We start from the raw sequence: 25,905 nt of genomic DNA, 5'->3' as shown, positions 1-25,905 counted from the left end.
GAAGCTGTAGCTTTCTGAGGTGCAGACCTTCATGCTCGGGCGTCCTCACACCTTTGGTCGTACCTTCGCGCCAGGACCAGGGGGCTGCCCAAGAACGGCTAGGCGCCTTTCGACGTGACGTAGCCCCTGCTCGTCTATGGCAGTGCATCCCGCTTCCACGAGTTGTGTCCACATCGACAGCAGCTCCCCGCCAAGGGCTATCGCTGTGCGAGGAGTGTTCACCATGCTCCAGGCAATGGCGGCACGAAGGATCTCTTCTCGAGCCCGTGGATCGCCTTGCTGGTGCCTGAGACTGGCCAAGCGTAGAGAGAGCGCCGCCGAGTGCTCCTGATCACCGTAGATATGCGCGACGTAAGCCTCCAAAGCGAAAGCCTCGAGGGTGCAGGGATGCTCCGCGCCAAAAACCCGTGCGGAGTGCTGGACCACCGCGTTGGCAGCTGTGGACGCAAGGTCGGTGTTTCCGGCGGCCACCGCGTGGGTGACGCGGTCTACAGCATCTGTCAATTCACTCGGTACCGGCACGGGCACCGGTGCTGTTGTGGGCGTCGTGGAGGCTGACATGTCCGGCAAACGGGCGGCCCGGACTGCACTCGCCGAGCTGGGGCGGCGGGCGTCGACGACGACACCGTTGGTGCGATGGACGCCAGGCTCTCGGGCGACGCCTGTGGGGCGAATCGGCTCGGTGGAACGCCCGGCGACTTCAATCGGCGGTAGGGCGAGGCCTGCCTGCGCGGATGGGTCGTCGAGGTGCCGGACGATGGTGCTGTCTTGCTTTATCAGTGACTGGGCCCGGTTCTGTCCTACTGCCGGAGCCGAGTCGTGCACATCTTCGACGAATTCACTTGAGCCGTCGGGTCTGACTTTCAAGTGAAATGCTGATTTCTGTTGCTGATCAAGAATCTTAGCCTCGACCAAATGACCAGACGCTTGAGCGTGGGAATGAAGGACGTCCAGTACCGCGGTCTGAACAGGTCCCCGCGTAGAGGGTAGTTTTTCGCCGTTGATGACAGCAGTACCGCCCCCGGTGATGAGTATGTGAAAGTACGCGGAGCCGGGAATTATTGGCTTTTCGCGCTCCTGGAGGCGAGAGGGGTCAGTGCTTTGTTGGTGTCTGAACACAGGAGGCTCACTCTCCGTGGACATCCGACTGGCCGAGCGGTGAGGAAGCATGCCACCTCCTTCGGACACGGAGAGTCGAATGCCAACGCCGTGGATGGTCCGCCTGGGCCTCGGTAGCCATCCCGAGGCGAAGGAAGGACCCGTTTCTGAAGCAACGGTTGCATCCGGTGAGGGGTTCAGTCCGCTTCCGCGCGCGATCAGGGTGAACTGGCTGTCGTTCTCCCGTTGTGCCACACGACAGGCCCCCTCCGCGCACCCGCTGCGGCCCAGGGCTTGGCCCCGGCGCCGAAGGTGTCGCCGTTCCTTGAACCGTGACCCTTTATCGGTCCTTGGGTTCTAACGCTTGTCGCAACATTCCTTGATCATGTGAGGCGTGTTGATGGCGAGGCGGGGACGTAAGCGCAGGCTGGAGCTCGAAGCCGAGTACTGGCGTCTGTTGGCGGCCGGAGTGGACACCGTGGACGCGTGCAAGCAACTCGGGATCGGACGGAAAACCGGGTACCGGTGGCGGGCGGAGAACGGAGGTCTGCAGCCGCACTACCTTCCGGAGTCCTCCCGGTCTGGCCGGTACCTGTCGCTGCTGGAGCGCCGACGGATCGCCTCGCTGCGCGAACGCGGCCTGACCATCAGTGAGATAGCCAGTCGGCTCGGCCGCGCACCGTCGACGGTCAGCCGGGAGTTGAGACGCAACAGCCGCCCGCACGACAACGGGATCTACGACGCCGACCTGGCCCACGACCGCTGCCGCGAACGAGCCGGGCGCCCCTGCCGTGCCAAGCTGGCCGCCGATCCCGAACTGAGGGCCGAGGTCCAGGCCAAACTCGTTCTGGAGTGGAGCCCGGAACAGACCACCGCGCATCTGCGGGCCCGCTGGCCCGACCGCTCCGAGCGCCATCTGAGGAAACCGCCGCGAGGGAACAACGGCTGCGTCTGCTCCCGGCGCGGGTCGTGGGTACTTCGTCCTTGCCCTGGCCTTCTTCGAACGGTCCTCCTATCAGGGCGTCTGGGGCAAGCTCACCGTGGGCCTGGGCGATACCGTCGTGGCTCATCCGTGCGCGTCGTCTCTGTCGCGGGCCCGCCGCCGACTGGGCGTCGCACCCTTGCGTGCCCTGTTCACCGTTCTGGCCGGGCCGGTGGCCACCCCTGCCCAGACCTGCGCCTTCTACCGCGGGCGGCGCGTGGTCGCCATCGACGGCACCACGCTGAACGCCCCCGACGAGCCCGCTGTGACCTGGCGCTATCCCAAGCACATCGGTCCTGTGCGCGAGTTCGGCTACCCGATCGTGCGCCTGGTGGCCCTGGTCGAATGCGGCACCCGTGCCCTGATCGACGCGGTTTTCGGCCCGGACCGCACCGGGGAGATCTCATACGCCCACCGCCTGCTGGGCAGCCTGGACGGTTCGATGCTCCTGCTCGCCGACGCCTACTACGACGCCGTCGGCTTCCTGACCGCTGTCTCCGACACCGGCGCGGCCTTCCTGCTCCGGTCCACCCGCAAGCGCCGCCCGACCATCCGGCATCCTCTGCCGGACGGCTCCTACCGGACCTTCATCCAGTCCAACAACTACCGGGCAGGCCGTGGCTACGGGCAGCGCCTGGAGGTGAGGGTGATCGAGGCATGGGTGACCGTCACGCTCGCCGACGGGACCCGGCGCACCGAGCTGTGGCGTCTGCTCACCACGCTCCTGGACGCCGAGCGCCATCCCGCCATGGAGCTGATCGAGCTTTATCACCGGCGGTGGCAGGCGGAGACCTGCTACTTCTCGCTGAAGACCACCATCCTCGACGGGCGCATCCTGCGGTCCCGGACGGTCCCCGGCCTCGAGCAGGAGATCTATGCCCTGCTGACCGTCTACCAGGCCTTGGTCCGGATGGCCGGCGACCTCACCACCGCACACCCCGAACTGTCTCCTCGGCAGGTGAGCTTCACGATCCTGCTGCAGGCTGCCGCCGACCAGATCGTCGCCGGGAACGGCATCACCATCACCGAGCCGGTGACGCTGGTCGGCGCTATCGGCCATGTTGTCTTGGCGAACCTGGTCCCAGAGCAACGGCGGTGGCGGGTGAAGTCACGGATGCTGAAGAGGTACAGCAAGTACCCGTTCAACCGGACACGGCACCCCCGGAAGGCCCAGAAGTACACCCTCCACACCGAAGTGATCCCAGATGGATGGGTCCCTTGACATCAGCATCTCCCGCCAAAGGCAACGGTGTTGCACCCGGCGGGACGCCATCCGCACCGTCGACGGAGCACGGACCAGGGTGGCCGAACTCGCTGCAGCCGAGCTGCTGTTGGCGCTGCCCGTGCTGCCGTTCCCCGCGGAGCTGTCGGTGGAACGGACCGTGACCGCGCAGAGCCTGGTGCCCTTCGAGGGCAACTTCTACTCCATCTCGCCGGGCCTGCCCGGCGCCCGGGTGATGGTGACCTGCCGCCTGGGCGAGGACTTCCTCAGCATCGCCACCACCGGGCGGGCCGTGATCGCCCGGCACCGCAAGGCGGTCCGCGGGTCCCGCCAGACCGTCCGCGACGCCGGCCACGTGATCGCGCTGGAGCGGTCCGTGCTGGCGTCCTTCTCCGACCGGGCGCTGCAAGCCCAAGGTCCGCCGCCCGCCCAGCGAGGCCGCGCTGGCCGAGGCCGGGCGGCTGCGCGAGGGCAGGCGACCGGGTCGACCGCGGAACGGGTCGTGATCGACCTGTCCCACTATGCCGCCGTGGCCGAACGGCTGCGGCATGTTCCCCCACGAGACGAGGAGGAAAGCACGGAGTGAGTACGGCGCCGATGGTCTCCCGATGCCGTACGCGGACCTGACCCACCTCCGCTGGCGCGGAAACGACGGGGTCACCATGGTCTACAGCGAGGACTGCACCGACCCACCCTTCCCCGACCTGCCGAACTGGGCGCCGTCAACCAGCAGAGCCTGAATGTCGCGCTGTTCGTCCCGCTGGGGGTGGCCATCGCCCAGATCCGCCCGAGGGCACGTGCCGTTCTGACGGGAGCAGCGGCCGCCGCGCTGCCGTTCGGTATCGAGGCCGCTCAATACGCCGTGCCGTGGCTGCTACGCGCCGCCGACGCTGCCCAGGACATCGCAGGCAATCTGCTCGGCCTTGCCCTCGGAATGACCGCACTCGCCCTGCCGTGCCCCGACGGCCGCAGCAGACGGAGCCGGGAGGCGGCAGCCGTCATACCGTGAGCGCACTGTTCGCTGACACTCGGTGAGGCTGCGTCAGACAGGCCGGTGCCCGGCTCGACATCCCGCCGGGCACCGAGGCGTGGCCGCACCCCTGTGAGCGCTCGCACCGGCCGCTTCCTCCGGCGGCCGCTGCTCCTGAGCCAGGAGTTACTCCTGTCCGGCGACCGCCATCTCTCCGAGGAGCGACCAGCCGTCCTGCGGAATGGTCACGTTCACGATGCGCGGCGTCTCGACCAGATGGGGTGGCAGCGTCTGCTGCGCAGCCTTGAAGTGCGCGGACTGCACATGCGTGACCGCGGCTTCTTCGTCGCGGAAGGCTTCGACCAGGACGTACTCCGTCGGGTCCGCCACGCTGCGCGACCAGTCGAACCACAGGCAGCCGGGCTTGGCGCGCGTGGCCCGGGTGAAGTCGGCGGTGATCTCGGGCCAGCGGTCGGCGTGCTCGGGTCGGACTCGGAACTTGGCGGTAATGAAGATCACGGGATTCCTTCGCTGATGTATGTGCGTCGTCTCCGCCGCGTGTGGCGCGGCGGAGGGGGAAACGGTCGCCCGGTCGGCGCAGAGCATCCACCTGCATCACACAGGCGTTGCGTACAGCACGGGCGGGGCGACGATCCCATCCATGGGCGGGAGGGACTCTGCTTGCTTTCCGGCCGCGGCACCAGGACTCGTGGCGACATGATCGTACGACGTCGGCTTGCCGTCGTCGGCTCGCCGATCTCACGACACCCGGACGCGTCGCGGCATTCCGCCGCACGGCCGCGGCGCCCCACGCGCCGCGGCGGCAGGTGGCGCGGGCATGCCCGACGGATCGTTACGACCGGAGTACCAACTGACCGTCCGCGTAGGGAAGGACCTTGGCGCGCGGTAGGTGCACCAGGACCTCCTCGCCCGCTGGAACTCCCTCCTCGCGCGGCGTTTTGGCCCTGACGAGCTGCCCGGCGACCTCGACCTCGAGCACACGCTGCGCGCCGTGATCGCTGACGCTCCGCAGCCGGCCGGGGAAGGTGTTGGGGCCGGGGTCCGTGACGACCTTGACGTACTCGGGCCGGACGCCGACCTGGACCTCGGTCGTGCTCCGGGGGATGTCCCAGGCAGCGGACAGCGTCCGGCCACCCAGCGCGAAGGGCCCGTCACCCCGGTCCACGGTCAGGAAGTTCATCGCCGGTGAGCCGATGAAGTAGCCGACGTAGGCGGACGAGGGCGCCTCGAAGAGCTGCTCCGGGGTGCCCTGCTGCACGGCACGGCCGTCCTTCATGACCAGCAATTCCTGCGCGAAGCTCATCGCCTCGTACTGGTCGTGCGTCACGTAGATCACCGTGGGCCGGAACTGCTCGGTGATCTCTCGGATCTTGCGCCGCAGCGAGTGCTTCAGCTGCGGGTCGATCACCGTGAGCGGCTCGTCCATCAGGACGGCCGCCACATCGTCACGGACCAGGCCGCGACCGAGTGAGATCAGCTGCTTGTCGTCGGCGGTGAGCCCGCGAGCGGGCTGCCCCAGCCGGTCGTGCAGGTCCAGGGCCTCGGCGACCTGCCGGACCTTGGCGTCGATCCTCGCCTTGTCCCAGCGCCGGCACTGCAGCGGGAAGGCGAGGTTCTCGTAAACCGTCATCGACTTGTAGATGACGGGGAACTGGAAGACCTGGGCGATGTTGCGCGCCTTCGTGGGCAGGGCGGTGACGTCGACGCCGTCGAACAGCACCCGTCCCCGGGATGGTCTGATCAGGCCGGACAGGATGTTCAGCAGCGTCGTCTTGCCGCAGCCCGAGGGTCCGACCAGCGCATACGTTTTACCGGACTCGAAGGTCAGCTTCAACGGCTTGAGCGCCCACCGCTCCTCCTCGGCACCCGGTGCGTACGCGTGCCCGACGTCGATGATGTCCAACTGCGCCATGTCAACGTCCTTCCACTGAAGCGAGATCGTATGAAGGTGTTCGCACGAGCGTCCCCTGCTCGTCGAAGGCGAACAACCGGTCGGGTCGGAGCCGAAGTTTGACCAGGTCGCCGAGGGCGACGTCGTGGATGCCCTCGATCTGTACGACGAAGGGGGTCTCGCCGACGACCACATGGACGAAGGTTTCGGAGCCGGATATCTCGACGAAGGTGACTTCGCCCTCGACCCCGCTGGAAGCCAGGCTGATGTCGGTGGCGCGCAGGCCGAACTGGTAGGCACTGTCGGGCAGGTCGGCCAGGTGCGCGGAGATGTGCGTGGCCTGGAAGCCGGCCACTGTGACCTGGCCGCCCTCGAGCCGGCCCGCGAAGATGTTCATGGGCGGGTCGTTGATGATGGACGCCACTGTGGTGGTCGCCGGGCGTTCGAAGACCTCCTGCGGGGTGCCGGTCTGGAGGATCCGCCCCTCGTGCATGACCAGGACCACGTCCCCGAGCATCATCGCCTCGGCGGGTTCGGTGGTCGTGTAGATGACGATCGTGTCGCCCTGGTCCGAGAAGAGGGCCTTGAACTCGTCGCGCAGTTGTTCGCGCAACTTGTAGTCCAGGTTCGCGAGTGGCTCGTCGAGCAGGAGGATGCCGGTACCGCGGGCCAGGGCGCGAGCCATCGCGACGCGCTGCTGCTGGCCGCCGGAGAGTTGGGAGGGCTTGCGCTTCTCGAAGTCTGCAAGCCCCACGCTCGCCAGGCTCTGCCGGACCCGTCGCTGGATTTCGTCCCGTGACAGCCCGGCCCGCTTCAGCGGGAAGGCCACGTTGTTGTACACATTGAGATGCGGGTAGTTGATGAACTGCTGGTAGACCATGGCGGTGTCGCGCCGCCACACCGGCGTCTTCAGGAAGTCGGTTCCCGCCCGGGTCAGCGAGCCGGAGTCCACTTTCTGCAGGCCGGCCAGGGCCCGCAGCAGCGTCGTCTTCCCGGCCATCGTCCGGCCGATGACGGTGTGGAGCCGTCCCGGCTGGAAGGTGGCGGTCACGTTCTTGAGGTGGTCGACGCCGTCGACGGTCAGGCACAGATCAGTGGCGCTGAGGTTCATCGGACGGCTCCCGACAGGTTCCCCTTGGACAGTAGGCGCTCCACCCAGAGGGCGAGCAGGATCAGAGGCGCCACGCCGAAGAGCGCGGCGGCGGACAGCGTCCACCATGGTGGAATGGAGGAGTTGAGGGCGACGACCGCCTGGGGCAGGGTCTGGACCTCGGTGAAGGTCAGCCGGAAGGCGAAGAAGAAGTCGTTCCAGCCGAACACGGCGCAGAACATCGCCGCCACGGTCAGCCCGGGCAGGGAGTTCGGCAGGATCGCCCGTACGAAGGTCTGGAACGGGGGGCAGCCGTCGAGCATCGCCATCTCGTCGATCTCCCGGGGGATGCCGTTGAAGAAGTCCACCATCACCCAGACCGCGATGGGCAGCAGCAGCGCGACCGTCACGATGACCAGGCCCGGGATGCTGTCCAGGAGGCCACCCCACTGCAGGAGGTAGAAGAAGGGGATCACCAGGACGACGGGGGGCATGATCCGTTGGGAGACGAAGAAGAAGACGATGTCGCTGTTCTTGATGAAGCCCAGCTTGAACCGGTACCGGGACAGCGCGTAGGCGGCCAGGGACCCCAGGGCCAGGCTGATGGCGGACGCGGCGATGGTGATGATCGCGCTGTTGACGAAGGGATCGATCACATCGATACCGCCGGCTCCGCCGAAGATGTTGCGCCAGCCGGTGAGGGTGGGCTTGTACTGCACCCAGGGGATGTAGGTGGGACCGCCCTGGACGGCGTTGGCGTTCTTGAAGCTGGTCGTCATCGCCCAGAAGAACGGTCCCGCGACGAAGCAGGCCCACAGGGCGATCACGGTGTACTTGAATACGGGATAAAGGCGCGACCTCATGAGTCCCCCTTCAGCTTGAAGGCCCTGGTGAGCAGGGCGGCGATGACCGTGAGCGTGACGATCATCAGGGCGAGGTAGGTCAGGGACATCGCCCCGCCGTAGCCGGTCTGCTGATCGCGGAGCCCCTGGATGTAGAGGTAGTAACCCGGGGTCTCCGTGGAGGAGCCCGGCCCGCCGGACGTCAGTACATAGACGCTGTCGGAGAGCTTGGACGCCTCGATCAGCCGGATGATGACCGCCGCGACCGAGACCGGCGCCATCAGCGGGAAGGTCACCTTCCAGAAGGTGCGCCAGGTGCCGGCGCCGTCGATCGCGGCGGCCATGAACGGTTCCTTGGGAAGGCTGAGCAGGCCGGCCAGCAGCAACAGGAACATGAAGGGGGTCCACTGCCAGACCTCGACGGTCATCAGCGCGACCAGCGCCGGACCGGACTCGGTGAGCCAGGGAACTTTCGTCAGACCCAGCATCCCCAGCAGATCGTTCGCCGGCCCCAGCGACTCATGGAAGATCGTCTGCCAGATGGCGGCCATCACCACGGGCGTAGTCATCATGGGGACGAGGAACAGCACCCGCCAGAATCTGCGGCCGCGTGCCTCGCGCCAGACCAGCAGGGCCATACCGAACCCGATGACGTACTGGATCAGGACCGTGCCGCCTGCCAGCAGGATCAGCCGGGTGATGGAGGCCCAGAAGCGGCTGTCGTCCAGCATCGCGGTGTAGTTGGCGCCTCCGATGAAGTCCATCTGAGGGTTGCTGACGTTCCAGCCGGAGAAGCTGACCCGGATGGTGAACAGAAGCGGGAAAATGATGATCAGAAAGAGCGTGAGCAGTCCCGGCAGCAGGAACATGCTCTTGTGCCGGCGCAGGCCGTCCATGGTTCTCCTTGCGGAAGGGGGCGGGCGCCCCCGGGTGGCCGGCCGGTCCGGTCCGGCCACCCGGGGCGTCCTACGGTCGGATCGAGTTGTCCTCGAGCGCGACCACGTTGCGATAGGCGCTCTGGACCTTGTCCTTGCCGATCTGGCCGGTGATCTTGGACCATTCCTTGGCCACGCCGTCCAGCGCCTGCTGGGGGGAGCTCTGTCCGGCCAGAGCCGTGGCGACACCGTTGGCCAGCGCGGACATGTACTGGTTGACACCGGGAACGCGCAGGTCGAAGACGCGGTTGCGGCTCTCCTCCATGCCGGAGAGCGTCTTCACGTACGACTTGGCTACCTTCGGGTCCCAGCCCAGCCTCTCCCAGAAGTTCGGGTCGAAGTGGGAGTAGCGGTAGGGGTTGACGCCGAACCGGCCGATGGTCAGGTCGAGGGCGGTGTTGGCCTCGTTGCTGAAGAAGCACAGGTAGTCAAAGGCCATCTCCTGGTGGCGCGAGGCCTTGGCCACCGCCGAAGTCCAGCCCCAGGTGAAGTAGGGAGCCTGGTTCGCCTTCGTGTCCCACGACTTGGTGGTGCGGTTGTAGACCTCGCTGGATCCGGGCAGTGGCGCCGCCTGCACCTTGTTGCGGATCCTGCTGTCCGGCTGCTGGGCCTGGATGAAGGCGTCGTCCCACGAGTACGACATCAGCGTCTGGCCGCCTCCGAAGGAGAAGATCTCGTCTCCCAGGCCGAAGTTGGCGCCACCGGGTGCCCAGGTCGACTTGGCCTTCACCATGTCGTCCAGGGCGCGGACGAAGCCGGGCGTGTTGATCAGCGGCTTCATGGTCTCAAGGTCGAAGAAGACACCGCCCTTGACGTCCGGGTTCTTCACGTACGGCGCTGCACGGCTGATGAACGCGGAGAAGGTCAGATCGTCGCGCTTGGTCACCTCGGCACTGCCGTAGTTGCGCTTGCCGTCGCCATCGAAGTCCTTGCCGGTGAAGAACTTGGCGACGTCCTGGTATTCGGCCCAGGTTTTCGGAACTCTCAGCTCCTTGCCCGTGGCCGCCTTGTAGGCCGCCTGCTGCTTGGGGTCGTTCAGCACGTCGCTGCGGACCTTGAGGTAGTGCCGGTCCCCGTCCATGGGGTACTGCACGACCTTTCCGTTCCAAGTCGCCACGTTCTTATAGGTACCCGTGACGTCCTTCATGCCGGGAGTGTCCAGATACTTCTGCGGCACCGGCGCGAGGTACGGGGCCATGTCGCCGATCCACAGCGAGGGGTAGAACATCACGTCGTAGGCGGGCTGGCCCGCCTGGAGGGGCGTGAGGATCTTCTGATGCAGCTCGCCGAAGGGGACGTTGACCACCTCGACCTTCCCGCCGGTGATGTCCTCGAACTGCTTGGCGTGCAGCTGGGTCGGCTCGCCGATGACCGGGACGGCATGGCTGATGATCTTCAGCGTCTGCCCGGAGTAGTCCTTCCGGCTGATCGCCTCATAGCTGCACGGCCCCGGGAAGTCCTCCACCTTGGTGTCCGGGTAGTCCTTGCCGTACTTCTTGTAGCTGATCTCCGAGTTGAGCCTGAAGAGCGGGGCCTTCTCCTTCGGCTTTTGCTGTGCCTGGTCCTGGGCGGCGGTGCACGCGGTGGCGGTCAGGGCCGCGACGGCCGCGACGGCGGCGAACCGCTTGTAGGGTCTCGTGCGCATGGAAGTGCTCCTTGGACGTGTCAGGGGATCAAGATCGCTCGGCCGCGTACGGCACCGGCGGCCAGGTCGGCGAGGGCGTCCTGGAAGGACGCGAGGGGGTAGCGCTGGGTGTGCAGGCTGACCTTGCCCTGGGCCGCCAGGACCATCAGCTCGGAGAGGTCGTTGTAGGACCCGACGAGGTTGCCGATGAAGTTGATCTCCGTGGAGATGACTTCGATCGTCGGCACGTGGAGGTGGCCGCCGTAGCCGATGACGTAGTAGTTGCCGTTGCGGCGCAGGCAGGCCATGCCCGTCTCGACGGCGCCGCCCTCACCGACGAAGTCCAGGACGGCCTCCGCCCCGTGCCCCGCGGTGAGGTCCCGTACGCGGTCGGCTTCGCTGCCGTCCGCGACGAGCGTGTGGTCGGCGCCGAGCTCCTTGGCCAGCGCGAGGGCCTCGGGGCTGCGGTCGATGACGATCATCTCGACCGGCGACAGGGCCCGCAGCACCTGGATGCCAATGTGTCCGAGTCCGCCGGCGCCGATGACCACGGCCTTGTCACCGGGCCGCAGCACCCGGGCCGCCTTGGCGACGGCGTGGTACGCCGTGAGCCCGGCGTCGGCCAGGGCCGCCACCGAGGCCGGCTCGAGGGACGGGTCGAGAGGCACGACCGAGCGGGCGGTGGTCTTCAGGTACTCGGCGTAGCCCCCGTCGGTGTCGATCCCGGGGAAGGTCGAGTTCATGCAGTGCACGTCGTCGCCGGCCCGGCAGGCGCGGCACAGACCGCAGGTCACCAGCGGGTGCAGGATGACCGGGTCACCGACCTTGACGTTGGTGACGGCCTGCCCGACCTCCGCGACCCAACCGGCGTTCTCGTGACCGATCGTGTACGGAAGGGCGACCCCGCTCCTTTCCTTCCACTGTCCTTCGAGGATGTGCAGATCGGTCCGGCAGACACCGGCGCCCCCGATCTTCACGATCACATCCAGCGGACGGGTGATCTGCGGGTCCGGCACGTCCACGAACACGGGCGGCTCGTCGTACTCGATGACCTGCACGGCTTTCATAGCGGCTCCCTGCGAGTCGGCGGGTGGGTGGTGCGCCGATTACACAGGTCACCGATCGCAGGTCGATGTCTCAGAATCCGTCCGCGAATGTCTCAATGTGATACATGCCGTAGGCGTCACGCCGTCGAGCTGGTCCAATCACTGCACCGAGGGATTGTGACGCGCGCCGTACGGGAGTGTTAATGCCCCGCCAACAACCCGGAAGCTCACTGAGAGCAGCCAAAGAGCTCTACCTGGAAGTCACCAAGGAGCCAAGCGCACGGCCGCTCGTGGTCGCCTCATGGCATCGCTCTATGGAATACGAGGTGAAGCCGGGCAGCCTCGACGCTCCGTACCTGGACAACCCCAATCTGGACAGCCCCCTCGCCAGGGCGGCGCTGCCGATCCTGGCCAGGCTGCACGAGCAACTCGCCGACGACCCGGTCTCCACGATGATCACAGACCGCAACGGCGTGGTCCTCTCCCGGAAGGTCTCCCACGAGGGGCTGACGACGACCCTCAACCGCGTGCACCTGGCCCCGGGCCATGTGTTCGCCGAGCGCTACGTGGGCACCAACGGCATCGGGACCGCGCTGGCCAGCGGCCGCCCGGTCATGATCGCCGGGATGGAGCACTACGTCGAGGCACTGCGGGACTTCCACTGTGCGGCCGTACCGATCCTGCATCCCACCCGGCGCACCCTGCTGGGAGCCTTCAACCTCACTACCATCCGTCAGGGCTCCGACGGCATGCTGATGGCTTTCGCCCGCTCGGTTGCGGCCCAGATCGAGGCTGAAATCGCGGCGATCACCTCGCGGCGCGAGCGGGCTCTTTTCCAGGACTACATGGAGGCGTGCTCCTCGGCGCGGCCGGGACCCGTGCTGGCTCTCAACCGCGATGTAGTCATGATGAACGAACAGCTCAGTGCCGCCGTGACCGGGCCGGATCACTATGCGCTGCTCGACCACGCCCGTGAGATCGCCGACCATCCCCGGCTTGAAGGGACCCGCAGCATCGCCCTGCCCTCGGGACGGGTAGCCGAACTCAGGGTCAGTCGCTGTCGGCGCGAGGACAGCGACGCGGGCGCCGTCTTCCGAGTCCGGCTGATCGGACGCTCCCAGCCCGGCCCTGCGGTTTCCGCCACACCTGCTCGGCCGGTCCTGGGACTGGTCGGCTCGTCCCCGCAGTGGCTGCGCGCCGTCGCCGACAGCGAAGCGGCGTTCATGGCCGGGACGTGGCTTCATCTCCTGGGCGAAGTCGGCGTCGGCAAGAGGACGCTGGTCGAGGCCCTGCACCGGGCCCATGGCGCCGGACGTCGGCTGGAAATGGCGGAACCGCCGCCGTCGGATTCGGCAGCCGTCACCGAGCGCTGGCTGCACGACATCGGAGAGCTGCTTGCCGTGCCGTCCAGGGTGCTCCTCCTGTGCGACGTCCACTTGTTGGGTGACCAGCTACTGCGGCGGCTGAGGAGCCTGTTGACGCACTTGGACGGCACCGCCACGGGGCAATTGGTGATGACCAGCCAGCCGTCGATGGTCAGCACCGACGACCAGCCGGACCAGTTCCGCGGTGCCACCGTGGAGGTGCCGCCCATACGCCATCGCTATGGGGACATCGAGCACTTGGCGCGGTTGTTCCTGCGCAAGTACCGGCCGAGCGGCGAGAGCACGTTCTCCCCAGATGCGCTGGCCCTGCTTCTGCGATGCCCCTGGCCGGAGAACGTCCGGCAACTCGAGTCGGTGATCCGCGGCCTGGCACGGCGGCCTTCCGGCCGCGTGATCCACGTGGAGGACCTACCGCCGGAATGCCGGGCGTCTTCGCACAAGGTCCTGACCACCATCGAGGCGCTGGAACGCGACGCCATTCTGCGTGGGCTGATGGACCGCAACTCCAACGTCCAGCGGACCGCGCAGGACCTCGGGATCTCCCGCGCCACGATGTACCGCAAGATGCGCCGTTACGGGATCGTCCCGTCGAGCCTGACTTGACGGGCTGCCTCCGGGGCATTGGGCAGCCGGGCGGGCGGGCGAGTACACCGCATGGACAAGTCACGGTCGTTTGCGAGCGGTACAGGTGTCCGTTGTCGTCGGAGGAGAACGGGTAGCAGCCGGCGCTGTCGCAGATCACCCACGACCGTCGCAGACGCGTGACTAGGCTCGGGTGGCTCTGTCCGCTTCCAGCGGCAGCAATTTGTCCGGTGGTTTGGGCAGCAGTCAGGGGCCTTGAGGCCCGTGGATGTTGACGAGAAACAGCAGCGCGGCTCTGTCGTCACCGACGCGGGCTCGACGGCCCGGGCGACGACGCCCTCCGCCAGGAGGGTGAGGCGCGTCAGGCTTCCTTCACGGGTTCGTGGGGGTGCAGCCGGTCAGTCCGGCCGCGGTCAGGGTGAGGTGTTGGGCCAGTACCTCGGTCACGGTGTCGGCGTCGCGGGCCAGCGCGGCCTCCTCCAGCCGGCCGTGCTCGCCAACGTCGTCCCGGTCGGGGTGGCGGTGCGCCGACCAGCGGCGAGCCGGCTCGCTCGCGGTCCACATCCAGTCGAAGGTCTCCAGGAGGACGGGGTTGATCGGCCAGAAATTCCACGTCTCCACAGCGTCTCGGGGGCCACCCGGCTGGTGCGCCAGCTCGGCTTCACCCCGCAGGTCCCCATTCGGCAGGCCGCTAGCGCGACGAGGGAGCGGTTGCCGCCTGGAAGGAGGCGACCTGGGCGGAGGTAAGAGTGCGCGGGCGGCCTGCGGTGGATGGGGCTGTTTCGAGGACGAAGCCGGCTTCACCCGCAGACCGCCGAGGGGGCGCACCTGGGGACGGCGCGGCGTCACCCCGGTGGTGAAGGTCAGCGCGCGTGGCTCCGGGCGCGTATCAGTCGCCGGACTGATCGCGATGCGGCCGGGCTCCCGGCCCCGCCTGTGTTATCGAATGCGGCGACACAACGGAGACAAAGGCGAGCGTCGCAGTCTGTCCGAGTGCGACTACATCAGGTTGCGGCCCGGCCCGCGTCGGCGGCAACGAGATGCACGTCTATGTGGTGCGTCCCCATGGCAGGGCCTTCGACGTGCCCCGAGGTGAAGGTCGCCTTCACCCTCGACGCCACAAGCATCGGCCTGCTGCCCGTCGTACCCGACCGCATCGCCACCGGACACTGGTCGGCGAGCGGCGTGCAGATCCCCATGGCGGGCGACTGGAAGATCACCATGACCGTGCGCACACCCACGGCCCGCTGATCAGGCCGAAGCCCGTCCGCATCCGCCGGCCCAAGGAAATCAGGGCCACGACCCACCTCCATGGCATGACCGCATCAGACGCAGCAAGTGTCGCTCCGCACATGCGCCGCACGGCACAGCCATTCCCGAAAGTGCACACTCCTGTAAGGTGGTGTGCATGACTGAGACGACCTATTCGATCGTGGAAGCCCGCGCCCGGCTGGGCGCCATCGCACGCGAGGTCAGCGCCACCCGTGAACCGGTCACCATCACCGATCATGGGCAGACCGTGGCCATACTGGTCAGCCCCGCCGACGCCCTCGAACTGCAAGAACTGCGGGCACTGGCCGCCTACCACGCGCGCCAGGCCCGCGGCGAAGACGTCGGCGTCCCGCACCATGAGGCCTACCGGCGCGTGTTCGGCGAGGGTGAGGCGTGAGCTACGAGGTCATCTGGGAGCCCGAAGCCCTCGCCCGGGCGGAGCGGTTCGCCAAGGATGACCCCCACGGTGTGCGGCAGGTGTTCACCGCCGTCGAGCGCCTGGCTGACAATCCCCGCCCGGAGGGGGCATTCGGCAGCGCCGACCTGCTGCGCATCCATGTCGGGATCTATCGAGTCATGTATGAGATCAGCGACCAGCAGATCCGCGTCAGCGTGATCCATCTGGGTCGCGTGCGCTGAACGGGAACGATGACCGAAGGCGCATCCAGAGCCGCATCGACTGCCTGGCCCGCAACCGGGACGCGCTGCGGGCCTACCTCGACACCGTCCAGCCGGGAACCCCGCGGCCCTGAGTCGGCGGGCTCACGGAGGCCGTCAGTTGGCGAGTGCCCGGGCGCGCTGGGCCGCCTCGCTCACGGATCCGCGGTGCACCGGGCCGTGACCGGGCAGCAGGACGTCCGCCGAGAGTGCCTCGATGAGCTTCAGCGACGCGAGGGCGTTCGCGCGCTCGGCGTGGAACATGGCGGGCAGCAGCTGCGGTCCCAGTATCCGCGAGGTGGGGTGGCCGCTGACCAGGGCGTCGCCGGAGTACCAGCGGTCTACGATGCCACCGCCGCGGTACCAGGTGGACCTCAAGGAATCGGAAGGAAACCTGATCCCGCATCGACGCACGCCTGGGGTCCACACAGGGGCTGGCCCATCCAGGGGCGGAGCCCACCAGCAGCGGGGAAGCACGACCGGGCCACTCCGTGCCGTTCTTCGCGGGCGGCACGGCGAGTCCGGCACGTTCGGACGCGGCACATGAGCAAAGTGGCAGGCCCTATCCACGTACAGCTTGGTCGTCAGCCGGATGCCGCAGCCGCCCAGCCACAACCCGCACCAGAACGTGTCGCCCTGGTGGGCGTGCCGGAAGGCGTCAAGATCTATCGCCTCCATGGGAAGCTCGATCGGATCCTCTGAATCGGCGCTGCCGGTCGCTGCCGTCTGCACCCGACGCGAGTCCCTGGCCACCCTGCCGGTCCTCGCCCTGTACGTCATCGGTGACGCCACCTCATCAGTGGCCTCACCGCCGGCTCCGGCAAATAGAGATCACCGCCGGTCAGCAGTATTCACCAGGAAGTGATGCAATGCCGCGCATGATGACGATCAGCGAAGGCGATCAGCACCTCGTTGCCGTCCATGTCCGGGCGGGCAACCGCGGGTCCAGCAGGGAGGCGGCGGTTCCGCACAGCGAGGGAAGAGCGGCGGGCGGATCGGCACCTGACGCTGCCTCCCCGCCCTTGCCGACCCGGCCCGAGACCTGTGGACGACCTCGGATCCGGCGCTGGTGTTGGGCACGCCCAGCACCTGTGAGCTCAGGTTGTTCCGCATCTTGTACGTGGCGCCGGTCGAGATGCCGCCGCCGTAGTCGTCGATGCCGTAGCCACCTTGTTGGCGCCGTTGGTGGTCAGGACGCCGCCAGGGTGACCAGAGGAGGCTCTTGCCGTCGGAGAGGGGGAGCGGCCGCGGCTGTAGCCGCTGGCGGTGTTGGAGAACATGTGTACCCAGGTCGCGCCGTTGTCCGTGCTCTCGTGCAGTTGTTTGTCGCTGTAGGCCTGGACCAAGATTGTCCCGTTCGGACCGCCCGTCGGCAGCCAGGTGACGTACGGATCGGCCTGCGGGCCACGGTCCGCGCACGGAGTCGGGCATCCGCGGCAAGCCATACGCGCCTGACGGCGTAACGTCTTGTTTGTGGACTTCACCCCGAACAGTCTTGTGTCCCATGTCGCGTATGAGTTCCGTTTGGACGCGGACCAGCTGATCGACGACGTGAAGCGGTGCTTGCGGCGTGAAGTCCCCGAACTGTGGGAAGACCCGGACATCACCAACCTGACGTTGGCGAACGTCGCCGACCACGTCACCGCCCTGCTGTTCGGCCTTGAACGCGGTATCGAGCCGAGCGAGGTCGAGATGCCGCCCGCCGAGCTGGAGCGCGCGCGGTGGCTGGCTCGGCGCGGAAAGCCCATGAGCCTGATGCTGCGGGGTCTCCGGCTCGGGCAGAGCGTCATGCTCGACCGGTTGCTCGAGCGGATGTCCAGGCTCACGGGCGATGTCGAGCTGATCAGCGCGGCGACACGCAAGCTGATCGACAAGACGACCAGGTATGCGGACCGCGTCTCCGAGCAGCGCGTCGTGGTGTTCCAGGAGGAGCGGGACCGCCGCGTGCAGTGGCGGCTGTCCATGGTCAACGAGGCGAGCAAACGCATCGGGACCACCCTGGACATCGCCCGCACCACCCAGGAGCTGGCGGATCTCGCCACCGAGCACTTCGCCGACCTTGTCACCGTAGACCTGCTCGACTCGGCTTTCCGAGGACAGGACACCTCGGCACCGGACCCGCCCGTGATGCGCCGGGTAGCCCGGCAGTCAGTGCGGGACTGCTGCCCGGAATCGACGATCCAGCCGCAACAGCTCCACACCTACCCCGATGGATCGCCGCACGCGTACGCCTTGGCTACCGGACATCCCTCCCTCCACCCCTTCGACGTCCCCGCCTCGGACTGGCCGGCGGCGGCCCCGGATCGCAGCCTCGCCACCAACGCCCACGGCATCCACTCGACGCTGGTGGTGCCGCTGTGCGCCCGTGGCGCCACCCTGGGCGTCGTGCAGTTCTTCCGCCGCCGTAACCCGGACCCCTTCGACGACGAGGACCTCCTCCTCGCCCAGGAGATGACCGCCAGAGCAGCGGTGGCCGTCGACAACGCCCGCCGCTACACGCACGCGCGCGCCACCGCTCTCGCCCTGCAGCGCAGCCTGCTCCCGCGCCATGCGCCACAGCAGTCCGCCATGGAGGTCGCCTCCCGCTACCTGCCCGCCGGCGGGCAGGTAGGTGTGGGCGGTGACTGGTACGACATCATCCCGCTGTCCGGAGCCCGCGTGGCCCTCGTCGTGGGCGACGTGGTCGGCCACGGCATCCCCGCCGCCGCCACCATGGGCCGACTGCGCGCCGCGGTCCGCACCCTGGCCGATATCGACCTGCCGCCCGACGAACTCCTCACCCACCTCGACGACGTCGTCATCCGCCTCTCCGGCGAAGCCTCCACCGACCCGGACATCGAAGCCGACGGCGACGTCGGTGCCACCTGCCTGTATGCCGTCTACGATCCCGTCTCCCGCCGCTGCACACTCGCTCGCGCCGGCCATGTGTTGCCCGTCTTGGTGCGCCAGGACGGCACCGTCGACGTCCTCGACCTGCCCCCCGGCCCGCCGCTGGGCCTGGGCGGCCTCCCGTTCGAAGCGGCGGAGTTCGACCTGCCCGAAGGCAGCATCCTGGCCTTGTACACCGACGGCCTCATCGAGGCCCGCGACCACGACATCGACGAGGGCCTCACCGCGCTGAGCCAAGCCCTCGCCCAGTCTCCTCCCTCCCTGGAGGCCACCTGCGACACCGTGCTCGAAGCCCTGCTGCCCGCTCGACCTGACGACGACGTCGCACTGCTCCTGGCCCGCCCCCGCGCCTTCGGGGCCGACCAGGTCGCCACCTGGGATCTGGACGCCGACCCCGCCGCCGTCTCCTTGACACGGTCGAGGGTCTCCAAGCAGTTGAGCACCTGGGGACTGGAGCAGCTCGGCTTCAGCACCGAGCTGGTGGTCAGCGAACTGGTTACCAACGCCATCCGCTATGGTCGGCCTCCCATCCGACTGCGCCTGATTCGCGACCGCGCCCTCCTGTGCGAGGTCTCCGATGCCAGCAGCACAACCCCGCATCTGCGCCGGGCCCGAGTCTTCGACGAGGGTGGTCGCGGCCTGTTCCTGGTTGCCCAGCTCGCCGAGCACTGGGGAACGCGCCATGCCCGGCGCGGTAAGACGGTCTGGGCCGAGTTGAACGACTCTGGGGGATCCCTGGCGCAGGCCTTCTTGTAGGTGAGGCCCTCGGCGCTGATTTGGCTGTCAAAAAGTGCGGGGTGCGGGAGGTTGCTCGCAGGCTGGGCCGGTCCCCGTCGACAATCTCGCGGGAGCTGCGGCGCAACGCGGCAACGCGCGGCGGCCGCCTGGACTACCGGGCCTCGGCCGCCGGCGGGGTGGTGCCGTGCCGGACGTAGTCGTGGGTGCGCTTCTCGGTGAGGTGCCCCCCGGAGTGTGGACACAGGGGTTCATGCCGCGAGTGTGAGTCTACGTTCTGTTTGGTGCTGCTGTTCGAACTCGACGGGTGAGAGGTAGCCGAGCGAGCTGTGGCGCCTTCGCCCGTTGTAGTACGTCAGCCACTGGAAGAGTTCCAGCCTGGCCTGGCTGATCGTCGTGAAGAGCCTCTGGTGCATCGTCTCTCTTCAGCCCCTGCCAGAAGCTCTCGGCGAGGGCCTCAGCCGCCCATCGAGAAAGGTCAGTTCCCTTCGGGAAGTATTGGCGCAACAGGCCGTTCGTGTTCTCGTTGGTGCCGCGCTGCCAGGGGCTGTGCGGGTCGGCGAAGTAGACCGGGATGCCGGTCTCGATTACTGCCCTGCGAGCACGTGGTCGATGCCGGCTACACCACCCCGGCACACATCGAACGGGCCGCTCGGGTGCACGGCATCACGCTGCTCGGCCCGGTGGTCCCCGACCACAGCCGCCAGGCCAAGGCCGGTTCGGGCTTCGGCAAATCGGCCTTCCCCGTCGACTGGGACAACCAGCAGGCCACCTGCCCACAGGGCGCGGTCAGCCGTGAGTGGAGACCACTGCGGATCAGCGGACACGACTACATCCAGGTCAAGTTCGCCAAAGCCGACTGCCAGGCCTGCCCAGTCCGCCCGCAGTGCACCACCTCTGCCACCCGGCCAAGAGCCCTCGCCCTGCTGCCCACCCGCGAACTCCACGAGATCCAGACGCACAACAGACTCGACCAGACCACCGAAGAGTGGCAGCGCCGCTACGCGATCCGGGCTGGAACCGAAGCCACCCTCTCGCAGAACGTCCGAGCCCACGGTCTGCGCCGTTCCCGCTACCGCGGCCTGAAGAAGACGCACGTCCAGCACGTGCTCACCGCGCTGGCCTGCAACATCGTCCGTGTCGCGGACTGGCTCGATGCCGAACCCAGAACGCGACGCCGGGCCACCCGCTTCCGCACCCTGTGCTCAGCCGCCACATGACCCCGCCAACATCACCAACAGAGTCACGGCATTGGGCCTAGAGGAATAGTGCGACACCGCGCGAGCCCAGCGCACCGTGCGGGAGATGAGCCCCCTGGCCGGTGCTACTGGCGGGCGGCGGGAGATGGCACGGCCGCAGGACCGGGCCAGATGTGGAAGGCGATGGCAACCTACAGGCGAGCCAGGGTGCCCAGGTCCCGCGGGACACGTCCATGGGCGACCCGGCTGATGGTGGAGTGCGTGATGCCCATGGCGTTCGCCAGGGCGCGCATGCTGTGGCCGCTGGAGGCGAGGGCACGCTCGATGTTGCGGGCAAGTGCCTGGCCGTAGTGCGCGAGAGCAGCGTGCGGCCAGGGGTCATCGATCACCTAGTCGCGAGGCACCTTGTCGTTGCTGCTTCGGGACATGCCCGGAGCATCCCACGCCCCCGCCATCGCCCTGTCCTCCGTCCCTGGCGCGATCGGCCCCTCTCCAGCGTCCCGTTGCGTACACACACCACCGTGATGACCCTTGCCTGCTGTGCGACGGCATGTTGTAGCTTGCCGGTCTGCGGTGCCGTCCGCCTTGCCGCTGCACCGGCCAGACCACTGCCGGACAGGGCCATCAGCGGTACGGAGCCGGGACGTGGATCAGGTGCTGCTCGCTGTGCGCGGTCCGCCCCATCACCGGAGGAGCATCGGCAGGAGGCGGGCACCCCGGACCAAGGGCGCGGAACCACTTGCTTCCCCACACCCGCACCTGCGGTGCCCCGACCGGACCGGTGGCCCACAAGCAGCGCCGTGGCCGGCCTATGGCACCACGAACGAGGTCAACATCACTGAGACGGCAATGACGATCATCCACGCTGAGATGAGTCTCGCGCGGAGGGCCTGGTAGCGAGCCTCGTACTCTCCCCGTAGTTCGACGGTGCGGTCGGCGATGCGCAACAGGACCTCATGCGATACGTCCTGCCGGTCAGCGGTGTACACCTCGACCACAGCTTCGCGCTCAGGGGTCGTCAGCCATGGCAGTCGGTCAGCGAAGGTCTCCGCGGCGTCGCGTACTTTCTTCAACTCAGCCTGCCGGGCCAGGTACTCCATGATGTCGTTGAGACCAAGCGCGAGTTCGTTGCTGATTTGGAGGTCGCGGTCGGGGTTCACCTGGCTGTCTCCACTTCGGGGTGGTGCAGGTCGAATGCCGGGGATTCGGAGCGTATGCGGGGGAGGTGGGTGAAGTTGTGGCGTGGGGGCGGGCACGAGGTTGCCCATTCCAGGGACCTGCCGTAGCCCCATGGATCGTCGACCTCTATCCGAGGCGTGTACCTGGCGGTGCGCCAGACGTTGTAGAGGAAGGGCAGGATCGACATGCCGAGCAGGAACGAGCTGATGGTGGAGATGGTGTTGAGCGTGGTGAAGCCATCGGAGGCCAGGTAGTCGGCGTAGCGGCGGGGCATGCCGGCGACGCCGAGCCAGTGCTGGACGAGGAAGGTCCCGTGGAAGCCGAGGAAGAGTGTCCAGAAGGTGATCTTGCCTAGTCGCTCGTCCAGCATCTTGCCGGTGAACTTGGGCCACCAGAAGTGGAATCCGGCGAACATCGCGAAGACCACGGTGCCGAAGACGACGTAGTGGAAGTGGGCCACGACGAAGTAGGAGTCGGTCACGTGCATGTCGATGGGCGGTGAGGCGAGCAGGACACCGGTCAGTCCGCCGAAGAGGAAGGTGACCATGAAGCCGAGGGTCCAGAGCATCGGGGTCTCGAAGCTCAGGGAGCCCTTCCACATCGTCCCGACCCAGTTGAAGAACTTCACCCCGGTCGGGACCGCGATGAGCATCGACATGAAGGAGAAGAACGGCAGGAGTACGCCTCCTGTGGCGAACATGTGGTGTGCCCACACGGTGATGGACAGGCCGGCGATGGACATGGTCGCCCCGACGAGGCCGAGGTAGCCGAACATCGGCTTGCGGGCGAAGACGGGGATGACTTCCGAGATGATCCCGAAGAAGGGAATCGCGATGACGTACACCTCGGGGTGGCCGAAGAACCAGAACAGGTGCTGCCACAGCAGCGCTCCGCCGTTGGCCGCGTCGAAGATGTGGGCGCCGAACTTGCGGTCCAGCTCCAGGGCGAACAGCGCGGCGGCCAGCACCGGGAAGACGATCAGCACGATCAGTGAGGTGAGCAGGACGTTCCAGGTGAAGATGGACATCCGGAACATCGTCATGCCCGGGGCGCGCAGACACACAATCGTCGTGATGAAGTTCACGGCACCCAGGATCGTGCCGAAGCCGGACATGGCGAGACCCATGATCCACATGTCGCCACCGATGCCGGGGCTGTGCACGGCGTCGGACAGCGGTGCGTAGGCGAACCAGCCGAAGCTTGGCGCACCCTGCGGGGTGAGGAAACCGCCCACGGCGATCAGCGACCCGAACAGATAGAGCCAGTACGCGAGCATGTTGAGGCGCGGGAACGCCACGTCGGGGGCACCGATCTGGAGGGGCATGATCCAGTTCGCGAAGCCACTGAACAGCGGGGTCGCGAACATCAGCAGCATCACCGTGCCGTGCATGGTGAACGTCTGGTTGAACTGCTCGTTCGTCAAGATCTGCAGGCCCGGCCGGGCCAGTTCGGCGCGCAACAGCAGCGCCATCACTCCGCCGAGCAGGAAGAACGCGAACGCCGTGACCAGGTAGAGGCTGCCGATCACCTTGTGATCGGTCGTCGTCAGCCAGCCGACCCCCCTCCTGCCCCGGTCCCCGCCAGGCACGCGAACCGGCGACGGGAACACAGTCGTCGGGACAGGCACGTTCATACTCACTCCGGGTTCCTTCCGATCGGCACGGAGCCGGCTCTGGGACGCCCTCCCAGGCACGACTCACCGTGCCTGGGAGGGGTTCTTCAGATTCGTGCGGGTACCACATAGAGAAATTACAGAGGGCCCTCGTCAGCCAACTCCTGTACTACGGAGCAGAGGTTGACCTCGGCGGTGACTTGGCAAAGAAACCTGCCGACCTCTCGACAGGCAGGTCAGGCAACTTGAGGCAGATTAACACATGTATTTTTCGTCTAAAAGCTCGCACCTGCCGAGGAAGCCACCGTGCCCTACGTGATCGCGCAGACTTGTGTGGGCGTGAAGGACCGCGCCTGCGTCGACGAGTGCCGTGTCGAATGCACCTGCGCACAGGCTGAGAGCCTTCTACCCCCCACCCGGACGAACGCATCGACTGTGGAGCGTGCGCACCCGTCCGCTTCATGGAAGTGATCTACGCCGGCGCTGTTGACGTCTGCTGTGGCTGTGGCGAGGGATCGCAATCGCCGTCATGGGGGCCGGAGCCCCCAGTGGGATGGCTGGGGCTGGAACTGCAGGGGGCCGCCTCTTGTCCGACAGCAGCCTGTGGCAGGCTCGAAACTGTTAACCCCGGCTATTCAGCGGAATTAGGTGAGTTGACACCATGACAGCAGAAAGGTGCCGCTGAGCTGCAAGGATGCGAGTGTCGAGTTCGTAGCCGGTGCAGGAGTCAGGACACCCTTCTGGTGGTCGAGCGTACAGGGTGGGACCGGGGACTGTCGTGACGGCCGACGGGAAGGGGTTGGTGGGGCATGCGGGGGTGGTGCTGCTGCGCCGGCTGGCGGACCGGATCGGGCTGACACGGGGGCTCGCGGGTGTACTGCCCTCCAGCGCAGCCAGCGGCTGGCGGGAGCGGGTCGGGGTGCTGGTCCAGCTCGCCGTGGCGATCGTGCTCGGCGCCAGGAGTGTGCTGGAGGCGGAGCAGCTCCAGCGCCACCACCAGGGCCTGTTCGGTAACCCCGTTTCGGACTCGACAGTGCGTCGACTGCTGACCGGGCTGGAGGCGCCAGACGCGGCTTGAGCTGGAACTGCCGCCAGATCCGGCCGACCGTGGTGACCGGCGTGAACACGCGCGAGGGTTGGCCAGAGGGGATGCGGCTGACGCAGGGTGCGGCCGTCCCGGCGGCAGCTGAAGAAGCTGACCTTCGAGACGAAGACCAGCTGGCGGTACTCCATCACGGCGACGAACATCCGCCACACGTGGGGCATCGCCGGCTCCCACCAGATCCAGTTCCTCGACGCCCTGCACCGCGACCACGCCGAGGTCGAAGACCGCATCCGCACCAGCAAGGGCATGGGCCTGCACAACCTGCCCTCCAAGTCATGGCAGATCGACACAGGCTGGATGCTCGCCGCGAACCTCGCGGCCGACCTCGACGCCTGGCTCCGTCTGCTGACCCTCCACTACAGCCAGGACCTGGCGGACGCCGAGCCGGACACCATGCGCTTGCGCCTCTACCACCTGCCCGCCCGCCTGGCCCGCCGCCGCTATCTGTGCATCGAGCGGACCTGGCCCTGGGCATCCGCGTTCACCATCAGCTGGAGGCGGCTCACCCAGCTTCCGGCCGTCACCTGACGGCCGGCACCGCCCCGACAAGGATCAGAAAGGAGGGGAACCGCCGCAGTCTCCGGGCCGTGGAACCCGGCGCAGCCGCGGCGTCACGCGACGGCCTGTCCTGCACCGGCCAAGGACATTACGGGCGAACCGCCGAACCGATCAGCAGCCCAACCCTGCCGACGAATCGAGGTTAAGTGCGCCGCAAGATGGGGCAGACCGCCCACACTTCATCGGGCGCTGTACGCGCAGAAGAATGGGCGGGCACACGGCATGACCGGAGAACGTTCGCCTGCCTGAAGCGACGCATGTGGCTGCGACATGGAGCCACCGGGCTGTTAGAAAAAGGAGCGCTTGCCGACGTCATCCTGGAGCGTCACGCTCACCCTGCTCCTGTGAGCTGCTCAATTCCGCGATGCAGGGATGTGGGGCCTCGAACCGCTGGAGGTGGGTGACCTCGACGGGCGCTCCGATCTCCGAGAGGGCTCCGCGCATCAGTCCCAGGTGAATCGAGCAGACGATGCCCGGCCGGTCGTCGGCGAGCTCGCGGAAGGGGCAATTGTGCAGGAGGATCCGGTTGTCCTCCTCCTGTACTTCCGGATGAAAGCCCAGACGGGCGAGCAGAGCCTGCACCTGACCGAGCCCTTCCTCCCTGGTCGCGTGCGAAAACGGAGCCCGCCGCTCGGCCAGGAAGCGTCCCCACTCCCGGCCGGCCTCAATCGATGCCGCCTCGGGCTCCGGGGACGTGGACGCGAGATGGCCCGCCAGAATCTCGGCGAGGAGCTGGTAGCCCTCCCCGGCTTCGCTGCCCGCTGCCGGGGCAGCCGTGTAGGCCATGCTCGGGCGGCCGGGGCCGACTGCGGTCGCCTGCTCCTCCCTGAGCTGGTCGTCCTGCTTCAGACGGGCCAGGTGGAACCGGACCGTGTTGGTGTGAAGGCCCAATGCCGTGGATATCTGCTGCACCGTAAGGGCCTTTCCGGAGGCGCGCAGCAGATCCAGAACAGCCTGCCGGGTCTCACCCGCAAGCTCCCGACCTGATTTACCAGTACTAGAATCCACCAT

The 25,905-nt window shown here is 67.3% G+C and carries 23 protein-coding genes and 6 pseudogenes; 15 read left to right on the top strand and 14 right to left on the bottom strand.

Features of this window, described 5'->3' with window-relative positions; all coding sequences use genetic code 11:
• Nucleotides 1-1,498: 1,498 nt before the first annotated feature.
• The 5 genes and pseudogenes from OG798_RS57025 to OG798_RS55100 all read left to right on the top strand — a co-directional run.
• Nucleotides 1,499-2,017: pseudogene (locus tag OG798_RS57025) on the top strand (transposase); the annotation flags it as partial.
• Between the two features lie 70 nt (nucleotides 2,018-2,087).
• Nucleotides 2,088-3,302 carry an IS4 family transposase gene (locus OG798_RS55115; RefSeq protein WP_328760575.1) on the top strand — a complete coding sequence of 405 codons (1,215 nt, stop codon included), beginning with the start codon at nucleotides 2,088-2,090 and terminating at the stop codon, nucleotides 3,300-3,302.
• A 79-nt stretch (nucleotides 3,303-3,381) separates the two neighbouring features.
• Nucleotides 3,382-3,888 carry a Mu transposase domain-containing protein gene (locus OG798_RS55110; RefSeq protein WP_328760345.1) on the top strand — a complete coding sequence of 169 codons (507 nt, stop codon included), beginning with the start codon at nucleotides 3,382-3,384 and terminating at the stop codon, nucleotides 3,886-3,888.
• A gap of 22 nt (nucleotides 3,889-3,910) precedes the next feature.
• Complete coding sequence (locus tag OG798_RS55105; RefSeq protein ID WP_328760344.1) at nucleotides 3,911-4,042, top strand: hypothetical protein; 132 nt, start codon at nucleotides 3,911-3,913, stop codon at nucleotides 4,040-4,042.
• Nucleotides 4,043-4,068: 26 nt separating this feature from the next.
• Nucleotides 4,069-4,311, top strand: a complete 243-nt coding sequence (locus OG798_RS55100) for a hypothetical protein (protein ID WP_328760343.1) — start codon at nucleotides 4,069-4,071, stop codon at nucleotides 4,309-4,311.
• Between the two features lie 147 nt (nucleotides 4,312-4,458).
• On the opposite strand, the gene OG798_RS55095 is transcribed toward OG798_RS55100, so the two are convergent.
• The 7 genes from OG798_RS55095 to OG798_RS55065 form a co-directional block, all read right to left on the bottom strand.
• A complete protein-coding gene (locus tag OG798_RS55095) occupies nucleotides 4,459-4,791 on the bottom strand; it encodes a putative quinol monooxygenase (protein WP_328760342.1) in 333 nt (110 codons plus the stop codon).
• Nucleotides 4,792-5,125: 334 nt separating this feature from the next.
• Nucleotides 5,126-6,205 carry an ABC transporter ATP-binding protein gene (locus OG798_RS55090; RefSeq protein ID WP_328760340.1) on the bottom strand — a complete coding sequence of 360 codons (1,080 nt, stop codon included), beginning with the start codon at nucleotides 6,203-6,205 and terminating at the stop codon, nucleotides 5,126-5,128.
• Nucleotide 6,206: 1 nt separating this feature from the next.
• A complete protein-coding gene (locus OG798_RS55085) occupies nucleotides 6,207-7,295 on the bottom strand; it encodes an ABC transporter ATP-binding protein (protein WP_328760338.1) in 1,089 nt (362 codons plus the stop codon).
• Nucleotides 7,292-8,137, bottom strand: coding sequence for a carbohydrate ABC transporter permease (locus tag OG798_RS55080; protein WP_328760337.1), 846 nt, complete (start codon nucleotides 8,135-8,137; stop codon nucleotides 7,292-7,294). Before OG798_RS55080 ends, OG798_RS55085 begins: the two co-directional genes overlap by 4 nt.
• Nucleotides 8,134-9,012, bottom strand: coding sequence for a carbohydrate ABC transporter permease (locus tag OG798_RS55075; RefSeq protein ID WP_328760336.1), 879 nt, complete (start codon nucleotides 9,010-9,012; stop codon nucleotides 8,134-8,136). The genes OG798_RS55080 and OG798_RS55075 overlap by 4 nt, the downstream gene beginning before the upstream one ends.
• A gap of 70 nt (nucleotides 9,013-9,082) precedes the next feature.
• Nucleotides 9,083-10,696 carry an extracellular solute-binding protein gene (locus OG798_RS55070; protein ID WP_328760335.1) on the bottom strand — a complete coding sequence of 538 codons (1,614 nt, stop codon included), beginning with the start codon at nucleotides 10,694-10,696 and terminating at the stop codon, nucleotides 9,083-9,085.
• Nucleotides 10,697-10,716: 20 nt separating this feature from the next.
• On the bottom strand, nucleotides 10,717-11,742 hold the full coding sequence (locus tag OG798_RS55065) for an NAD(P)-dependent alcohol dehydrogenase (protein ID WP_328760333.1): 1,026 nt from the start codon (nucleotides 11,740-11,742) through the stop codon (nucleotides 10,717-10,719).
• A gap of 293 nt (nucleotides 11,743-12,035) precedes the next feature.
• Here OG798_RS55065 and OG798_RS55060 point away from each other — a divergent pair, with 293 nt between their 5' ends.
• On the top strand, nucleotides 12,036-13,709 hold the full coding sequence (locus OG798_RS55060; RefSeq protein WP_328760332.1) for a sigma-54-dependent Fis family transcriptional regulator: 1,674 nt from the start codon (nucleotides 12,036-12,038) through the stop codon (nucleotides 13,707-13,709).
• Between the two features lie 351 nt (nucleotides 13,710-14,060).
• Here OG798_RS55060 and OG798_RS55055 read toward each other — a convergent pair.
• Nucleotides 14,061-14,282: pseudogene (locus tag OG798_RS55055) on the bottom strand (FCD domain-containing protein); the annotation flags it as partial.
• Here OG798_RS55055 and OG798_RS57020 point away from each other — a divergent pair.
• From OG798_RS57020 to OG798_RS55040, 4 genes and pseudogenes are all read left to right on the top strand, one after another.
• A pseudogene (locus tag OG798_RS57020) lies at nucleotides 14,266-14,709 on the top strand (winged helix-turn-helix domain-containing protein); the annotation flags it as partial. The pseudogenes OG798_RS55055 and OG798_RS57020 sit on opposite strands and share 17 nt — an antisense overlap.
• A pseudogene (locus OG798_RS55050) lies at nucleotides 14,705-14,939 on the top strand (hypothetical protein); the annotation flags it as partial. The pseudogenes OG798_RS57020 and OG798_RS55050, both read left to right, overlap by 5 nt.
• A gap of 157 nt (nucleotides 14,940-15,096) precedes the next feature.
• Nucleotides 15,097-15,357 carry a type II toxin-antitoxin system Phd/YefM family antitoxin gene (locus OG798_RS55045; RefSeq protein WP_328760331.1) on the top strand — a complete coding sequence of 87 codons (261 nt, stop codon included), beginning with the start codon at nucleotides 15,097-15,099 and terminating at the stop codon, nucleotides 15,355-15,357.
• On the top strand, nucleotides 15,354-15,599 hold the full coding sequence (locus OG798_RS55040) for a type II toxin-antitoxin system RelE family toxin (protein ID WP_328760329.1): 246 nt from the start codon (nucleotides 15,354-15,356) through the stop codon (nucleotides 15,597-15,599). The genes OG798_RS55045 and OG798_RS55040 overlap by 4 nt, the downstream gene beginning before the upstream one ends.
• 135 nt (nucleotides 15,600-15,734) lie before the next feature.
• Here the strand turns inward: OG798_RS55040 and OG798_RS55035 are convergent, their stop codons facing one another.
• Nucleotides 15,735-15,995, bottom strand: a complete 261-nt coding sequence (locus tag OG798_RS55035; protein WP_443054253.1) for a hypothetical protein — start codon at nucleotides 15,993-15,995, stop codon at nucleotides 15,735-15,737.
• A 1,095-nt stretch (nucleotides 15,996-17,090) separates the two neighbouring features.
• Between OG798_RS55035 and OG798_RS55030 the strand changes: the two genes are divergently transcribed.
• Both OG798_RS55030 and OG798_RS55025 read left to right on the top strand, forming a co-directional pair.
• Nucleotides 17,091-19,262 (top strand): ATP-binding SpoIIE family protein phosphatase, encoded by a 2,172-nt coding sequence (locus OG798_RS55030; RefSeq protein WP_328760327.1) that lies wholly within the window; start codon nucleotides 17,091-17,093, stop codon nucleotides 19,260-19,262.
• 20 nt (nucleotides 19,263-19,282) lie between these two features.
• A pseudogene (locus OG798_RS55025) lies at nucleotides 19,283-19,414 on the top strand (helix-turn-helix domain-containing protein); the annotation flags it as partial.
• A 78-nt stretch (nucleotides 19,415-19,492) separates the two neighbouring features.
• Here OG798_RS55025 and OG798_RS55020 read toward each other — a convergent pair.
• Nucleotides 19,493-19,829, bottom strand: a pseudogene (locus OG798_RS55020) (transposase); the annotation flags it as partial.
• Between the two features lie 17 nt (nucleotides 19,830-19,846).
• Between OG798_RS55020 and OG798_RS55015 the strand changes: the two are divergent.
• On the top strand, nucleotides 19,847-20,461 hold the full coding sequence (locus tag OG798_RS55015) for a transposase (protein WP_328760326.1): 615 nt from the start codon (nucleotides 19,847-19,849) through the stop codon (nucleotides 20,459-20,461).
• Between the two features lie 170 nt (nucleotides 20,462-20,631).
• Here OG798_RS55015 and OG798_RS55010 read toward each other — a convergent pair whose 3' ends face one another.
• The 3 genes from OG798_RS55010 to ctaD all read right to left on the bottom strand — a co-directional run bounded on the left by OG798_RS55010 (nucleotide 20,632) and on the right by ctaD (nucleotide 23,252).
• The gene (locus OG798_RS55010) at nucleotides 20,632-20,829 is read right to left on the bottom strand and encodes a helix-turn-helix domain-containing protein (RefSeq protein WP_328760325.1); all 198 of its coding nucleotides are present in this window, start codon (nucleotides 20,827-20,829) and stop codon (nucleotides 20,632-20,634) included.
• Between the two features lie 420 nt (nucleotides 20,830-21,249).
• Nucleotides 21,250-21,600: a hypothetical protein gene (locus OG798_RS55005; protein ID WP_328760324.1), complete on the bottom strand. Its 351-nt coding sequence runs from the start codon at nucleotides 21,598-21,600 to the stop codon at nucleotides 21,250-21,252.
• On the bottom strand, nucleotides 21,597-23,252 hold the full coding sequence (gene ctaD / locus OG798_RS55000; protein WP_328760322.1) for an aa3-type cytochrome oxidase subunit I: 1,656 nt from the start codon (nucleotides 23,250-23,252) through the stop codon (nucleotides 21,597-21,599). The genes OG798_RS55005 and ctaD overlap by 4 nt, the downstream gene beginning before the upstream one ends.
• A 757-nt stretch (nucleotides 23,253-24,009) precedes the next feature.
• On the opposite strand from ctaD, the gene OG798_RS54990 reads away from it, so the two are divergent.
• Entirely contained in the window at nucleotides 24,010-24,309 is a 300-nt protein-coding gene (locus OG798_RS54990) for a hypothetical protein (protein WP_328760321.1), read from the top strand.
• An 87-nt stretch (nucleotides 24,310-24,396) separates the two neighbouring features.
• Nucleotides 24,397-24,864 carry a transposase gene (locus OG798_RS54985; protein ID WP_328760319.1) on the top strand — a complete coding sequence of 156 codons (468 nt, stop codon included), beginning with the start codon at nucleotides 24,397-24,399 and terminating at the stop codon, nucleotides 24,862-24,864.
• A gap of 342 nt (nucleotides 24,865-25,206) precedes the next feature.
• Here OG798_RS54985 and OG798_RS54980 read toward each other — a convergent pair whose 3' ends face one another.
• Nucleotides 25,207-25,905: a helix-turn-helix transcriptional regulator gene (locus OG798_RS54980; RefSeq protein WP_328760317.1), complete on the bottom strand. Its 699-nt coding sequence runs from the start codon at nucleotides 25,903-25,905 to the stop codon at nucleotides 25,207-25,209.

This window comes from Streptomyces sp. NBC_00271, assembly GCF_036178845.1.
Classification (GTDB): domain Bacteria; phylum Actinomycetota; class Actinomycetes; order Streptomycetales; family Streptomycetaceae; genus Streptomyces.
The sequence above is the reverse complement of the archived record's forward strand: the minus strand, read 5'-3'. Positions and strand labels throughout refer to the sequence as shown.